The organism is Leeuwenhoekiella aequorea (assembly GCF_004104375.1).
In the GTDB taxonomy this organism is placed as follows: Bacteria; Bacteroidota; Bacteroidia; order Flavobacteriales; family Flavobacteriaceae; genus Leeuwenhoekiella; species Leeuwenhoekiella aequorea.
In genome coordinates this window covers 79,636-92,965 of sequence record NZ_QOVM01000007.1, presented here as the reverse complement: position 1 = coordinate 92,965, position 13,330 = coordinate 79,636, and the positions used below count along the sequence as shown (strand labels likewise).

Sequence of the window (13,330 nt, the reverse complement as noted above, 5' to 3'; positions counted from 1 at the left end):
CAGCTAGGAATAATTCCAAGCCTACTTTTTTGATTGTTATTTTTGCTCTAGAATTCGATTTCCAAATTTCGAAACTGGCGATATATAACTATCTCCTTGCATATTTTTTAATTTCAATGCATTTGTTAATGCAACTTCTACATTACCAGCATCTTTAACACCTTTACATAAGGTGAACATTGAAGGTCCAGAACCGCTAATTCCAAAAGAAATACCACCATTTTCGAGTGCGGTTTGTTTATAGAAATCAAAATTTGGGATTAGATTTTTGCGATACGGTTCTACCAAAACATCTTGAGTACTCGATGCGATTAGTTCATAATCTTCTGTGTAAAGTCCGGCTATTAATCCGGCCAAATTTCCGGACTGTTTTATAGCATTTTGCAAGGAAACTTGCTTAGGTAAAATCGCTCTAGCTTCTTTGGTTTTGATTGTAATTTGAGGATGAATTATTGTTACATAAAGATCATCAGGAACTGGTAATGAAACTATACTTAAAGGGGAATAACCTGTGATTAAAGTAAAGCCACCATACACACAAGGAGCAACATTATCTGCATGTTCATTGCCACTTGCAATTGCTTCACCTTTCATTCCAAAAGCTGTGAGTTCTAAATTTGAAATAGGTCTTTCCAGAAATTGATTTATGCCATAAACGATACCTGCAGCACTTGCGGCACTACTTCCAACTCCGCTTCCAAGACGAATTTTTTTATGTATTTCAACTTCAAAACCAAAATCTAAATCAAGTGAATTTAGCATAGCTAATCCTGCAACACCCACAACATTTTCTTTAGGTTCAAAAGGTAAATCTGCACCGGTTATTTTAGTGATTTTAATTCCTTTTTCGGGTACTTTTCGTAGTACCATTTCATCACCAAGACCGTCAAGAGCAAAACCCAAAACGTCAAATCCACAATTTACATTAGCTACAGTTGCCGGAGAAAAAACCCGTATTTCGTTCATTGTTTTGTTTTCAAGATTGAAGAAGAAAACTAAGAAAATTGAATACGCATTCAATTTTCTTAGCTATACTTTGAGAATTATGATTTTAGAATGTTGCAGTTCTAATTATATCTGCAAAAAGTCCAGAAGCGGTTACATCTCCTCCTGCACCTGCACCCTTAATTTGCATAGGTTGTTCTGGATAACGTTCAGTAAAAAATAAAACAATATTGTCTGAGCCTTTCAAATCGTAAAAAGGATGGCCCTCAGGTACGCTCTGTAAGCCTACGCTTGCTTTGCCATTATCTAGCTGAGCAACATATTTTAAACGGTGATTTTTAGCTTCTGCATCTGCAACCAGTTTTTCAAAATGAGCTGCATCTTCTTTTAATGTTTCAAAGAAATGAGGAACATCTGTACTTTCTAGGTTGTTCTGGGTCAAAAACGGATCATTAGTGATATCCTCTAAATTGATTTTGAGTCCGCTTTCTCGAGCCAATATTAAAATTTTGCGAGCAACATCTACACCACTAAGATCAATACGAGGATCTGGCTCTGTATAACCTTCTGCTTTTGCAGCTTGTACAACATCGTAAAAACTATCACCAGATTTAAATTTATTAAATACAAAATTTAAACTGCCCGATAATACAGCTTGGATACGTTTTACACGATCTCCAGATGCGATGAGGTTATTTAATGTATCTATAATAGGTAATCCCGCGCCTACATTAGTTTCAAATAAGAGCGGAGCGTTATATGTTTTGCTTAAATGTTTTAATTCGTTGTATTTATCATAATCTGAGGAGCAAGCGATTTTATTACAAGCCACTACCGCAATACTTTGTTTGAGGTACTTGCCATACATTGCTGCAACATCCGCATTTGCTGTAATATCAACAAAAATGCTGTTACGCTGATTTAACTCTACTACAGCGCTATGAAAAGAATCAAGTGTTACCGGCGTTCCCTCTTCTAGCAAAGCCTTCCAGTTTGATAAATCTATTCCGTTTTCATCAATTAGCATTTTACGAGAGTTGCTTAGTCCCAGAACACGCATATTAATATTAAGTTGCTTTTTTAAATAGTCTTGTTGTTGCTCTATTTGTTTTAGCAATCGTTCACCTACATTACCAACACCGGTAATAAATAAGTTTAATTGTTTACGTTGTGCTTCAAAGAAACGCTCGTGTAAGCTGTTTAAAGCTTTCTTAACGTCCTTTTGGGCAATGACAGCAGATATGTTCTTTTCACTAGCACCTTGTGCTATAGCTCGGATATTAACGTTGTTTTTACCTAATGTACTAAACATTTTACCGCTTATTCCCTGATGACTTTTCATTTGGTCTCCTACAAGAGCAATTATACTAAGACCAATTTCCATTGTAAGCGGGTCAATTTTATTCAGAGAAATCTCATACTCAAATTCCTCATCAATTGCAAGTTTAGCCTTTCCTGCATCCTCTTCCATTACTCCTAAGCAAATACTATGTTCGCTTGAAGCTTGAGTTATTAGGATAATGTTTATCCCTTGATTGCTTAAAGTTTCAAAAAGGCGCTTGCTAATTCCCGGAATTCCTACCATTCCGCCACCTTCTAAGGTTAGAAGAGCTACATTGTTAATGTTGCTTAAACCTCTTATAGGGTTCTCGTTAATTCCCACTTGATTTTGAATAAGCGTACCGGGCTCTTCAGGATTCAATGTGCTTTTTATACGAATAGGGATGTTTTTGCTCATTACGGGAACAATGGTAGGAGGATAAAGCACTTTAGCCCCAAAATGTGAAAGTTCCATCGCCTCGTGATAAGATATTGTGTCTATAGGCTTTGCTTGTTTTACAAGTTTTGGATTAGCGGTATACATTCCGCTTACATCTGTATAGATCTCAACTTGTTCCACATTTAAAGCTGCGCCTACTATGGCAGCAGTAAAGTCTGATCCTCCACGTCCTAAAGTAGTCGTTTCTCCAGATGCACAACTAGCAATAAAACCCGGTAGAACCGTTATTTTTTGAGTTGCTTTTGAAAAGTAATATTTTAGCTGGCTATTTGTTACTTTATAATTGACACCGGCTTTAGTGTACTTATCATTTGTAGTAATAAGATCCCGACTATCTTTACGTGTGGCATCAAGACCCTGAGCATACATCGCTCTTACAATTATAGTAGAAGATAAAATCTCACCATATGCCAAGAGTTTATCTACAGTTTTTGGGGACAGTTCATTAATTAAGAATATACCCTGCAATAGTGATTTTAGATCGTTGAGAAGATTTTGAATTTCAGCAAGTGCTTCAGCATCATCTTTGACCAATGTGGTTATAAAGTCAAGATGCTTACGTTCAACTTTCTCAAAAATTGAAGCATATTCCTCTTTTTTACTAGCCTCAATTCCGCATTGCATAAGTAAATCTGTAATACCACCTAAGGCAGAGACTACAACGGCTATTTTTTGATTTTCAGCAGCTTTAGAAACAATGCTGATTACTTGGTTGATGTTTGCAACACTTCCTACAGAAGTACCGCCAAATTTTAAAACACGCATGGCTTTTGTGTTTGATATGAATAAGATATGAGATGGTTTCGTGTAAACACGAATAGAAACGAAGTTATATGTTTATATAATACCCCTAGGGGTAATAATGAAAGCAGTTGCAAAACCAATACGGGTTGCAATTGTGAAGTTTGTAATACAAGTATTTGCTTTCATAGCTATTAACTGTTGCTTTCAAAAGTATTATTTTTACCTTGAATGGCAAGGCTTAGCGGTTACTTTTGAGGATTTAGCAGCCTTAGGATTTTAAAAAGGTTATTTATTAATAATACCTTAAAATCACTTCAATACTTACGAATTGTTCAAAAGACTCATCAAAATATTATGAAGATACTTAGTAAAGAACAGATTTACGCAGCAGATAAAGCAACAGAACAAGCAGAACACATTCCATCCTTTAATCTTATGGAGCGTGCGGGAGGATATGCCTACCACTATTTACACCAGCGATTACAAAATCAGCCGGTGAATATCAAGATTTTTTGTGGTACAGGAAATAATGGAGGAGACGGACTTGTAATTGCACGTAATCTTATAGAGAATGGATATTCGGTAGTTACCTATATAGTTAACTATAGTGAATCACGATCTACAGATTTTCTTAACGCATTATCTGTATTAAAGAACAGCACTAAAAATTGGCCGCAACTTATAAAATCCGAAAATGATTTCCCAGAAATTCAACCGGAGGATTTAATAGTGGATTGCATCTTTGGAATTGGGCTTAACAGACCTGCTGATTCCTGGGTTCAAAAACTTTTTAATCATATAAATGAAAGTCGGGCATATGTTCTCGCAATAGATGTTCCTTCAGGAATGGCTATAGATCAACTTTTAAAAGATGAAGTGGTCTTGAAGCCTACGGTGGTGCTTACTTTTCAAACTCCAAAACTTGTTTTTTTCCTTCCGCAAGGCGGAAAACATATCAACAGTTGGGAAGTTCTAGATATAGGTCTTGATCGTAATTACTTAAATTCTGTAGAAACAAAAGCACAATTAATAGGTAAGGCTGAAGCAAAACAAATGTACAAGCCACGGTCAAAATTCAGCCATAAAGGTACCTATGGACACAGTTTAATAATTGCTGGTAGTTACGGTAAAATGGGTGCTGCAATACTTAGTGGGAAAGCAGCTTTGAGTAGTGGAAGTGGACTGGTTACAGCATACACAACACGCCAAGGTATGCCTATAATGCAATCTGCAGCCCCCGAAATTATGGTGGTTACAGATCGGCATAATGGTGATTTTCTTGAAGAAATAAAATTTGATTTGCAACCAGACGTCATAGGTATAGGACCGGGACTAGGTATGGCTAAGACTACCCAGGATGCGTTAAAGAATTTTTTGAAACAAAATGAAAGCCAACTTGTTTTAGATGCGGATGCCTTAAATATGCTTAGCGAAAACAATGATCTACTTGAGTTGCTACCTCAGTTTTCGGTGCTCACCCCTCATCCTAAGGAGCTTGAACGTTTGATAGGAAGCTGGAGTGATGATTTTGAAAAACTCAAAAAAGCAGAAGCATTTTCAGATAAATACAAGTGTATATTGGTTTTAAAAGATGCGCATACAATTGTTGTATTTGAAGGTAAATATTATGTGAATAACACTGGTAATCCAGGTATGGCAACTGGAGGAAGTGGCGACGTTCTTACCGGTATCATAACGGGATTAATCGCGCAACAATATGATCCGCTTTCGGCGTCAATATTTGGGGTGTATCTACACGGAAGAGCAGGAGATATAGCAATAAATCATACAGGGTATGAAGGCCTCACAGCAGGAATGATTGTAGAGTTTTTAGGTCAGGCCTATCTCGATCTTTTTGCTCAGGAATCTGAAAAGAAATAGAAGTTGTTACTGAATAAAACAAAAAAGCTCTGTAATTACAGAGCTTTTTTGTTTTATTCAGTTTTACTTTTAAATAAGAAACCCAGTCCCATTCTCGAAAGCATTTTCTTTTCAAAACTGTAGAAAAATTTATACTGTCCAAAAATCCAGGCTACAATTAACAGCAAAATTTGATATAACGGGAAAATAAGTATAATGCGTAGTGGCCAATACAACCAACCCGAGATCGACTCATAATCTAAGCCAATAAACTCCATAACAGGACTTGAAATCCTTCCTGCGGTTGAACCGGTGATTGCAAATACAATAAAAACTGCGATAAACTCCCATCTATACTCTAAAAGCCATCTATTTTTAAGTTTACTGAAAAAGAATAAACTTACTTTAATAAAAATATAGGTTAGTACCAGCGTTGCGACAACTATAAAAATAAGTTGTTTAATGGTTCCTGATTCAAAAGAATCACTAAAACGAAAAGCTATTAATAGTCCTGAACCCAGCGCGAGGAGCATACCGAAGATGGGATAAAATAGTTGCCAGTTTTGGGTTATCTCCCAGTTTTCTTTAAATTTTTTCACGGCGCAAATATAGTATTCCCAACTTAAACAAGAGTGAGGATTTATATTCTAGTAGGTACACTAAATCGCTGATTGTAGGTTCTACTAAAAAAGACAAAGTAATTATACAATTTGTAATTTACATCGTAACCATAATCAACATTACCGTCATAATTTATTTGTAAAGGATACAATTCAGGATTGTATTGAAAAGGTTGATTAACACGCTGATTATACTCAATAACAAGAAATTTATTTTTATTCTCTAAGTAATTTTGAGAGTAGTACCCTTCGGGTCTGGCAATAGAATTGAGAAATGTATTAAATCCCGGTTCTATTATTAGAATCTCGTATTCGAGACTATCATTTGCTATACGTACGGTGTCATTTTCTGTAGCTGTGGGATTTTCACCAACCATCTTTTTATCGGTTTGCGTGCTGGCACAACCGTAAATGATACCTAATGCGACTAGAAAGTAAAAAAATGTTTTCATGCTTTTTCTTTTAAAGCTACAAAACTCTTGCCAAATTTTCAGCAAAATGAAAGCCGCTTAAAAGCGGCTTTATCTATATTCAGAACGATAAATCTATTTTCCAAAAAGGCCACCCAGCATTCCGCCTAAGCCGCCCTTTTTTTTATTAGATCCTAAAACCATACCTGCAACATCATCTAAAACACTCCCATCACCGTCAGCATCGATAAGACTTTCTATTAGACTTTGATTTCTTTTGGGTTGACCTCCAAGCATACTTCCCAAAATACTAGAGAGTGCGCTTGAATCATTTACATCATTCTGCTTGGTTTGTTTTCCTATTACGCCAAGTAAAATAGGAGCGGCAATTTTTAGTATTTGTCCTATAGTTCCGGCATCTAAACCTGTTTTCTGACTGAGAGTATTTTCTACAACCGGTTGTTTACCACCTAGAACATGACCTAATATTCCGGCACCATCATTCATCACACTTTGATCGACATCTCCGCCGCCAAGTAAACTGCCTAAATTATCTAGAATACTACCATCATGTTTATTACTTAAAGCACCTAATAAACCGCTAGCTCCTTCTTGAGTTTGTGCATTTTTTTTCATTGCTCCTAGAAGAACCGGTAACGCCATACTTAAGACTTCTGCAGTCTTATTTTCTGAAGCACCCGTTTGAGCACTTGCGCCACTTATAAGTTGCTTTCCTAAATCGCTATTTAATAAATCTAATAACCCCGCCATTTTTTTTAAATTATAGTTAGACCCTAAATATAAGAAGTGTTTTTGTTTTTTAACAGAAATTTAAGGTTTGATAAAATAAATAAAGCCGAAATCTCTTTCGGCTTTGTTAGATATTTATAAAAAAAATTATTTAAGTATTGCTTGTATCTGCTCTGCTAATTCAATTCCGATACGGTCTTGAGCCTCGTTTGTCGCTGCGCCAATGTGAGGAGATAATGTAATTTTTGGATGCATTAGAATACGAATTTCCGGTTTAGGTTCGCTTTCAAAAACATCTAACCCTGCAAATGCAAGTTTACCAGAATCTAATGCGTCAATAAGTGCAATCTCATCAACAACACCACCTCTAGCAGCATTTATAAGAGCTGAACCATCTTTCATAAGTTCAAGTTCTGCTTTACCTATAACATATTCCTTTTGTGCAGGAACGTGCAATGTGATAAAATCTGCTTCTCTAAGAACTTCTTCTTTTGACTTACTTTCAAAATTAAAAGTAACTTCCTGACCATCAAAAAAGTCAAGTTTAACTTCAGCCTTGTCCATATAAGGATCAGAAAATATAACTTTCATTCCTGCTCCTAAGGCAACTTTAGCAGTAGCCTGACCAATTCGGCCAAAACCAATAACACCTAATGTTTTGCCTCTTAATTCTACACCTTTAGCGTAAGCCTTTTTAAGATCACCAAATTTTGACTCGCCCTCAAGTGGCATATTACGGTTAGCGTCATATAAGAATCTTACCCCCGCATATAAATGAGCAAAAACAAGTTCTGCTACAGAAGCAGATGACGATGCAGGTGTGTTTATTACGCTAAGACCTTTGTCTTTTGCATATTGAACATCAATGTTGTCCATTCCTACACCACCTCGGCCTATAAGCTTTAAGCTAGGACATGCGTCAATAAGCTCTTTACGCACTTTAGTCGCACTACGTACAAGAAGCGCATCAATTTTATGCTCGTTGATATAATTTTCTAACTGCTCTTGAGCAACTTTTGTTGTAATGATATCAAAACCGGCTTCTTTAAGAGCGTCAACGCCAGATTGAGAAATGCCATCGTTTGCTAAAACTTTCATCATTATTATTTAGAATTTACGTGACTAAAGCACGTGTTAGTAATAAGATTTACACTTATTTAATAATCTTGTTTTTAAGCTTTACGCTCTAGTTCGCTCATAACATCTACAAGCGTACCAACACTCTTAAGCGATAAGGCGTTGTACATAGAAGCGCGATAACCACCTACACTACGGTGACCATTAACTCCACTAATACCAGCTTCTTTAAGCATAGTATCAAAGGTTTCTTTTAAATTATCTTCAGTAAGATTAAAGGTAGCGTTCATAGTAGAACGATCTTCTAAAGCAGCAAATCCTGTAAATAATGGATTTAAATCTATTTCAGAATAGATTAATGTAGCCTTCTTATCATTGTTTTCTTCAGCACCTTTAATACCACCATTTTCTTTTAACCATCTCAGCGTTAATAGAGAAGTGTAAACGGCAAACACAGGAGGTGTATTGTACATACTGCCTTTAGATATATGCTGCGTGTAGTCTAACATTGCCGGTATTTTACGTGTAACCTTGCCTAAAATATCTTCACGCACAACTACTAAAGTAGTACCTGCCGGACCCATATTTTTTTGAGCACCAGCATAAATAAGGTCAAATTTTGTAAAATCTAATTCTCTAGAGAAAATATCACTACTCATATCTGCAACTAGTGGGATATCTAATGCAGGAATATTTTTTAATTGAGTACCAAAAATGGTGTTATTCGTAGTAATATGTAAATAATCTAATCCTGAAGGGATAGCGTAATCCTTAGGGATGTAGTTGAAATTTTTATCTTTTGAACTAGCTACTTCTACAACATCACCAAAAAGTTTTGCCTCTTTAATAGCTTTATCACTCCAGGTACCTGTATTTAAGTATCCAGCTTTATTTTCTAATAAATTGTATGCAGCCATAACAAATTGCATACTAGCACCACCTTGCAAAAATAAAGCTTTATAACCTTTGCCTTCAAGGCCTAGCAACTGAAGAGCAAGTTCACGAGCCTCTTCCATTACATCTACAAAGTCCTTACTACGGTGAGAAATCTCTAGAAGAGAAAGACCTGAGTTGTTGAAATTAAGTACGGCGTCAGAGGCCTGTTTAAGCACTTCTTGTGGAAGAATACTTGGTCCGGCACTGAAATTATGTTTTTTCATGGATAGAATATTTGATCTGCTTTATCAATGTTTTTGAAGTCGAAAAATTACGGATTTTAAAGTACAATCTAGAAGAATCGACATGCATTCTTATAACTGTTTGTTCTCTTTAAAAAGCATTGCAAAGATGCCTAAAACCTTAAGAAAACAACTTAATAAATTGATAATTTATAGGTTTATATTATCTATATTTTTAATAAAAATGCAATGGTATCTACACCATCGGCATAATCATTAAGTTTTGGCTTTTGCGACTGTCCAAAGTTTACTTCTTTTTGATCAAAACCAGATGCAACTATACACTGTATTTCTTCCTCTTTTTCTTTCAATTGTTTTTGTAAACTATCAATATTTTCATAATGCTCATAGAATACTACCGAGATAGGAGAGGAGAATGTTTCTTCTTCTTTTAATACAAGAAATCCATTATCGAGTATAGGAAATAAACTCATTAAATAGACAGCTTTATTGTAATCGTAATTATTAGCATACTTGTGATGATTTACAATGTCCTTGTATGTGAACATAGCTTGATAAAAGGCATCGAAGTTGTAATCTCTAGGGACAAAAAGTTTGGAGACACTTCTGCAACCCATACCAAAATATCTAAAGATATCATCTCCTAATTTTTCTAGTTGGTTGGTGGTTTCTGTTCCCTGCAGTACGGCAACAGCATTCCTGTTTTTACGGATGATATGAGGTTTATTCTTGAAATAATATTCAAAATAACGCGCAGTGTTATTGCTTCCCGTAGCGATGACCGCATCAAAATTGGTTAACTTACTTTCTGTAAATTCAATTTTAGTTTCAAATTGAGGTTCTATTTCTATTAATACTTTAGCAAGAAATGGAAGAATTAATTTATCATCTGATGATAATTTTGCTAATACCGAATGTCCACTTATAAGGACACTCAAAAAGTCGTGAAATCCCACCATCGGAAGATTTCCAGCCATAATCACAGCTACTTTTTTTGATAGGCTTCTTTCGGAAAAAGAATATGCAGAAATCCAGTTGTTCAAATTATCCACTGAAAGTGATTCTGCCCAGCCGGTAAGAGCAAGTTTTAAGTTTGCCGGGGTAAACCAGGCATTTTTGCGCTCAGCAGCTACAAGTACTTCAGAAAATTCTAATTGTAAACGTTCCGTATTAGCTAAGGCTAATTCATTTTTATCTTCCGTTGAAAGAAAATCGGTTAAAAAAAGACCCAGCTTTGAGAATGCAGTAATTCTTTGGTTTAAATCCATAAATGGTTTGGTAGAGTTAAGGGCAGACCTTAATTTTGTACGTTGATATTAAAACATAATACCCGTTAAAAGGTGTATTACTGATAAACTTAAATCTTACATTTGATTTGTAATTTTACGACCAATTATAAGTATTAAGGCAAAATTACGGATAAGAAAACGATTATACTATGGCAATTATAATAACTGATGAATGTATTAACTGTGGGGCTTGTGAGCCAGAATGTCCTAATACTGCAATTTACGAAGGTGCAGATGATTGGCGTTACGCAGATGGTACAGACCTTGAAGGAAAAGTTGTTTTACCAGATGGTAAAGAAGTAGATGCAGAAGAAACTCAAGAGCCAATAAGTGATGAGGTTTACTACATAGCTCCAGATAAATGTACTGAATGTATGGGCTTTCACGAAGAGCCACAATGTGCTGCAGTTTGTCCTGTAGACTGCTGTGTGCCCGATGATAACCACGTAGAATCTGAAGAGGAGTTGCTTGCAAAACAAGCATTTATGCATCATAAATAGAAACTAAAATTTTTAAAAAAAAGCCCGGCAATTGCCGGGCTTTTTTTTTGCCTTTAGGTTTAAATTAAATGGCTAACAGCTGTGATCTTCCTGCTATTTATATAATTCCTTAGTTTTAAGTGCCATTCTATAATGTAATAGCACTTTAAAAAAGGAGGGAATACCATAAATGTTGCTTTAAAATCCAGAGTGTAAACATCTGCTAATTATTGTCTCAGTATAGTCCTGAAATATATAGAAGCTTCCTATATTTGCGCCTCCAAAAATAATAGTAATGAAAGCAGGTATCGTAGGATTACCAAATGTTGGTAAATCAACTCTTTTTAATTGTTTGTCAAATGCTAAGGCACAAAGTGCAAACTTTCCTTTTTGTACCATAGAGCCTAATGTAGGTGTGGTTAATGTACCAGATCCAAGACTTTTAAAGCTTGAAGAATTGGTAAATCCTGAGCGTGTAGTACCTGCGACTGTAGATATCGTTGATATTGCAGGATTAGTTAAAGGAGCAAGTAAAGGTGAAGGTCTAGGTAACCAGTTTTTAGGAAACATACGAGAAACTGACGCTATTCTACACGTATTACGCTGTTTTGATAATGATAATATTGTTCACGTTGATAATAGCGTAAATCCTGTTAGAGATAAAGAAACGATAGATATTGAGTTACAACTTAAAGATCTTGAAACAGTAGAGAAGAAGCTTGAAAAAGTAAAGAAAGCTTCCCGTACTGGTAATAAAGATGCTCAAAAAGAAGAGACTGTTTTAATAAAAATCAAAACTTCATTGGAGCAGGGTATTTCTATACGTGCTATTGAGTTTTCTGATGAGGATTACGCGGAATATGTAAAGCCATTACAATTTATTACAGATAAACCGGTAATGTATGTATGTAATGTAGATGAAGGTTCTGCCGTAAATGGCAATGCATACGTAGAGCAAGTACGCGAAGCTGTAAAAGATGAAAAGGCAGAAGTTCTTGTACTCGCCGTAGGTACCGAAGCAGATATTACAGAACTAGATGATTATGAAGAGCGCCAGATGTTTTTGCAAGATATAGGTCTTGATGAACCGGGTTCGGCTAAATTAATTCGTGCTGCTTATAAATTACTAAAGCAACAAACCTATTTTACTGCAGGTGTAAAAGAGGTACGTGCCTGGACAATTAATATAGGTTCTACTGCGCCACAGGCTGCAGGAGTGATTCACACCGATTTTGAAAAAGGATTTATACGTGCAGAGGTTATAGGCTATGAAGATTTTGTAAAATTTGGTAGCGAAGCTAAAGTGAAAGAAGCCGGTAAAATGGGTGTAGAAGGAAAAAATTATATTGTCAAAGATGGTGATGTGATGCACTTCTTATTTAACGTTTAAGAGCTACAAGCTTACACTTATAAAAAATCCCTCTAGACTTTGTTTAGAGGGATTTTTTATATCTGGTAGATTAATTTACGGGTTCTTAACTTAATCTATCTCATTAAATTATAGAGAATAGTCCAGATTGGGAAAGAGAATCTAAAAAAAAACTTTAAATTCAATAAGAATAATTAAAACTCTCAAATGATGGAAGCCAAACCAAAATGGTATAATAACTATATAGTGGGGTATTTATTGATTTTATTTCCACCACTGGGTCTTTATGGAGTTTATAAAAGCGACATAATATCTCAGAAATGGAAAAATGTAACCTATGCCGCTCTCGCTTTTGCGATTATTGGAGGTATCTTACTTTATTCAGTATAAAATATATTTAGCTAAGTGATTTTAAACCGCTATTCCCTTTTCAAGCAGTTGAATATTGCTTTGTATACGTTCGCGTACCAAATTCATCATACGCTTATTTAATGCCGAAGAGTTCTGAATATAAGTTCGGTATTCATCAAGAGTAAATTGACCAATTAGCATACCTTTTAAACTATTTCTAAATTTAATATCCTTCTGTATTGCATTTTCTATGTAAGCCATACGTTTTTCTACCGTAAGCTCATAATAGACATTCTTATGTTTTGTAATATAGTTTCTAAACGCTTCTACCAATAAATCATTTTGAAGTTTTGCTATCGGTCTGAGTGTTGCATTTTGAAAATGCTCTTCGGCACTCATTTGATCATTTATTTTAGCAGAAGGTATTTCTGGTCTAATGTCGATTAATTGAGTGTCTCGAGTTTTCATAAAAGAAGTTTTCTAAAATTAATTATTAAAAATTGGCTTCAAGAATGAA

The 13,330-nt window shown here is 35.4% G+C and carries 13 protein-coding genes; 4 read left to right on the top strand and 9 right to left on the bottom strand.

The window, feature by feature from the left end; genetic code table 11:
* Positions 1–36: 36 nt before the first annotated feature.
* Positions 37–966 carry a homoserine kinase gene (locus DSM00_RS13990; RefSeq protein ID WP_128758599.1) on the bottom strand — a complete coding sequence of 310 codons (930 nt, stop codon included), beginning with the start codon at positions 964–966 and terminating at the stop codon, positions 37–39.
* Between the two features lie 85 nt (positions 967–1,051).
* A complete protein-coding gene (gene thrA, locus DSM00_RS13985) occupies positions 1,052–3,490 on the bottom strand; it encodes a bifunctional aspartate kinase/homoserine dehydrogenase I (protein ID WP_128758598.1) in 2,439 nt (812 codons plus the stop codon).
* A 333-nt stretch (positions 3,491–3,823) separates the two neighbouring features.
* Between thrA and DSM00_RS13980 the strand changes: the two genes are divergently transcribed.
* Positions 3,824–5,350, top strand: coding sequence for an NAD(P)H-hydrate dehydratase (locus tag DSM00_RS13980; RefSeq protein ID WP_128758597.1), 1,527 nt, complete (start codon positions 3,824–3,826; stop codon positions 5,348–5,350).
* 53 nt (positions 5,351–5,403) lie between these two features.
* Here the strand turns inward: DSM00_RS13980 and DSM00_RS13975 are convergent, their stop codons facing one another.
* The 6 genes from DSM00_RS13975 to DSM00_RS13950 all read right to left on the bottom strand — a co-directional run bounded on the left by DSM00_RS13975 (position 5,404) and on the right by DSM00_RS13950 (position 10,593).
* Positions 5,404–5,928: a DUF6787 family protein gene (locus DSM00_RS13975; RefSeq protein ID WP_128758596.1), complete on the bottom strand. Its 525-nt coding sequence runs from the start codon at positions 5,926–5,928 to the stop codon at positions 5,404–5,406.
* A 41-nt stretch (positions 5,929–5,969) separates the two neighbouring features.
* Positions 5,970–6,401, bottom strand: coding sequence for a DUF6146 family protein (locus tag DSM00_RS13970; protein ID WP_128758595.1), 432 nt, complete (start codon positions 6,399–6,401; stop codon positions 5,970–5,972).
* 93 nt (positions 6,402–6,494) lie between these two features.
* Positions 6,495–7,130 (bottom strand): DUF937 domain-containing protein, encoded by a 636-nt coding sequence (locus DSM00_RS13965; RefSeq protein ID WP_128758594.1) that lies wholly within the window; start codon positions 7,128–7,130, stop codon positions 6,495–6,497.
* Positions 7,131–7,256: 126 nt separating this feature from the next.
* Complete coding sequence (locus DSM00_RS13960; protein ID WP_128758593.1) at positions 7,257–8,207, bottom strand: D-2-hydroxyacid dehydrogenase; 951 nt, start codon at positions 8,205–8,207, stop codon at positions 7,257–7,259.
* Positions 8,208–8,281: 74 nt separating this feature from the next.
* Positions 8,282–9,346: a 3-phosphoserine/phosphohydroxythreonine transaminase gene (serC, locus tag DSM00_RS13955; protein ID WP_128758592.1), complete on the bottom strand. Its 1,065-nt coding sequence runs from the start codon at positions 9,344–9,346 to the stop codon at positions 8,282–8,284.
* Positions 9,347–9,531: 185 nt separating this feature from the next.
* Positions 9,532–10,593, bottom strand: coding sequence for an acyl-CoA reductase (locus DSM00_RS13950; RefSeq protein ID WP_128758591.1), 1,062 nt, complete (start codon positions 10,591–10,593; stop codon positions 9,532–9,534).
* Between the two features lie 170 nt (positions 10,594–10,763).
* On the opposite strand from DSM00_RS13950, the gene DSM00_RS13945 reads away from it, so the two are divergent.
* From DSM00_RS13945 to DSM00_RS13935, 3 genes are all read left to right on the top strand, one after another.
* Positions 10,764–11,114 (top strand): 4Fe-4S dicluster domain-containing protein, encoded by a 351-nt coding sequence (locus DSM00_RS13945; RefSeq protein ID WP_128758590.1) that lies wholly within the window; start codon positions 10,764–10,766, stop codon positions 11,112–11,114.
* 274 nt (positions 11,115–11,388) lie between these two features.
* Positions 11,389–12,483: a redox-regulated ATPase YchF gene (gene ychF / locus DSM00_RS13940; protein ID WP_128758589.1), complete on the top strand. Its 1,095-nt coding sequence runs from the start codon at positions 11,389–11,391 to the stop codon at positions 12,481–12,483.
* Positions 12,484–12,669: 186 nt separating this feature from the next.
* Entirely contained in the window at positions 12,670–12,852 is a 183-nt protein-coding gene (locus DSM00_RS13935; RefSeq protein WP_128758588.1) for a hypothetical protein, read from the top strand.
* Between the two features lie 21 nt (positions 12,853–12,873).
* Here the strand turns inward: DSM00_RS13935 and DSM00_RS13930 are convergent, their stop codons facing one another.
* Positions 12,874–13,281: a glyoxalase gene (locus DSM00_RS13930; RefSeq protein ID WP_128758587.1), complete on the bottom strand. Its 408-nt coding sequence runs from the start codon at positions 13,279–13,281 to the stop codon at positions 12,874–12,876.
* Positions 13,282–13,330: the final 49 nt, after the last annotated feature.

Bases quoted from the DNA above. Each gene is read 5' to 3' on its own strand.
- DSM00_RS13945 (WP_128758590.1), top strand. From the start codon at position 10,764: ATGGCAATTATAATAACTGATGAATGTATTAACTGTGGGGCTTGTGAG.
- DSM00_RS13980 (WP_128758597.1), top strand. From the start codon at position 3,824: ATGAAGATACTTAGTAAAGAACAGATTTACGCAGCAGATAAAGCAACA.
- ychF (WP_128758589.1), top strand. From the start codon at position 11,389: ATGAAAGCAGGTATCGTAGGATTACCAAATGTTGGTAAATCAACTCTT.
- DSM00_RS13990 (WP_128758599.1), bottom strand. From the start codon at position 966: ATGAACGAAATACGGGTTTTTTCTCCGGCAACTGTAGCTAATGTAAAT.
- DSM00_RS13930 (WP_128758587.1), bottom strand. From the start codon at position 13,281: ATGAAAACTCGAGACACTCAATTAATCGACATTAGACCAGAAATACCT.
- DSM00_RS13935 (WP_128758588.1), top strand. From the start codon at position 12,670: ATGATGGAAGCCAAACCAAAATGGTATAATAACTATATAGTGGGGTAT.
- DSM00_RS13950 (WP_128758591.1), bottom strand. From the start codon at position 10,593: ATGGATTTAAACCAAAGAATTACTGCATTCTCAAAGCTGGGTCTTTTT.
- thrA (WP_128758598.1), bottom strand. From the start codon at position 3,490: ATGCGTGTTTTAAAATTTGGCGGTACTTCTGTAGGAAGTGTTGCAAAC.
- DSM00_RS13970 (WP_128758595.1), bottom strand. From the start codon at position 6,401: ATGAAAACATTTTTTTACTTTCTAGTCGCATTAGGTATCATTTACGGT.
- DSM00_RS13965 (WP_128758594.1), bottom strand. From the start codon at position 7,130: ATGGCGGGGTTATTAGATTTATTAAATAGCGATTTAGGAAAGCAACTT.
- serC (WP_128758592.1), bottom strand. From the start codon at position 9,346: ATGAAAAAACATAATTTCAGTGCCGGACCAAGTATTCTTCCACAAGAA.
- DSM00_RS13960 (WP_128758593.1), bottom strand. From the start codon at position 8,207: ATGAAAGTTTTAGCAAACGATGGCATTTCTCAATCTGGCGTTGACGCT.